1 protein-coding gene and 1 pseudogene are annotated in these 1,272 nt (G+C 65.1%); one reads left to right on the top strand and one right to left on the bottom strand.

The features are described from left to right. Nucleotides 1–727, top strand: a 727-nt coding sequence (locus tag AC1DU6_RS31735; RefSeq protein WP_477862160.1) for a tyrosine-type recombinase/integrase, incomplete at its 5' end; no start/stop codon positions are given. 103 nt (nucleotides 728–830) lie between these two features. Here AC1DU6_RS31735 and AC1DU6_RS31730 read toward each other — a convergent pair. Further along, nucleotides 831–1,272 (bottom strand): annotated as a pseudogene (locus AC1DU6_RS31730) (IS66 family transposase); the annotation flags it as partial.

Here is a 1,272-nt window from a genome sequence, read left to right as displayed (position 1 = left end):
CTCGTTGGCTCGGTACATCGGCGCTCGATCGCCGGAGCACGTAGCGTGGTGCGCGCAGGTTCGATCGGTGCCGTTCAAGAAGGCGCCCAAGTCAGTCATCGGCTACTTGGACAAGCCCGAAGTCGACGCACTGCTGCGAGCGCCAGATCGACGAACCGCACTCGGTGCACGCGATCACGCGCTGCTGCTATTCCTCTACAACAGTGGGGCTCGCGCCGATGAGGCGGCATCGCTGCGCGCCGGCAACTTACAGCTGGGCACTTCACCGTCGGTGCGCATCCTCGGCAAGGGCAACAAATGGCGGGTATGCCCCCTATGGCCCATGACCGCCACCGCGCTTCGACAGCTGATCGGTACGCGCGGCTCCGAAGATCGTGTGTTCCTCGGCCGAACGGGCGAGCCGTTGACTCGGTTCGGCGTGCACCGAGTCGTCACGGTGTGCGCCGCGCTCGCTGCGCAACGGATCACCTCGATGCGAGACAGGCGCATCAGCCCTCACGTGCTGCGCCACACGACCGCCGTTCATCTTCTGCGCTCCGGCGTCGACATCAACACGATTCGTGCCTGGCTGGGGCACGTCTCGTTGGACACCACTCACATCTATGCCGAAGTCGACTTGGAGATGAAGGCGAAGGCGCTGGCCAGCGTCGACATCGCCGGCCTGCCGGCGGCATCAGCGCGAAGCAAGCCACTGGCCTCGGTCATGGACTTCATGCGTCAGCTGTAGGCTGCCTCACGAGCCACTGTTATGTGCACCGCACCGAGGCGTCTCGCCTCGGTGCGTTCCACGGCCAGGCTTCTGGCCACAACATATTTTGTGTCGCAACATCACCGGCGTAGTCGTCGCACACGAGACTGCCCTTCCAGGCGCTCGCGTTGTCGTGACCAAGAAAGGAACGTGGATGCTGGCCAGAGCGGCTCTCAGTGAAGTCGTAGACCACCGCGCGCATGGTCACGAAGGCGCCGCTGGCGTAGGCCCACAGATAGGCGCGATGGGTCTTGCCTGTTCCGGGCGCCAGCATGGCCACCGGCGTCTCGTCAGCGTGCAGCACCGGCAGGCGCAGCAGGTCAGCCTTCATGGCGTCGACCAACGGCTGGAGGCGCACACCGCACACACCCACCCAGGCCGCCAGCGTCGAGCGCGGGATGGCCAGGCCGGCGCGCTCGAAGATGGCTTCCTGGCGATACAGCGGCAGATGGTCAGAATGCTTGGCGACGAGCACATGGGCGAGCAGGCCGGAGGTAGGCAAGCCCTTGTCGATGATCTCTGCC

The organism is Roseateles sp. P5_B10 (assembly GCF_056400485.1).
Note: the sequence above shows the minus strand (reverse complement) of the source record. Positions and strands in the feature narration are given on the sequence as shown.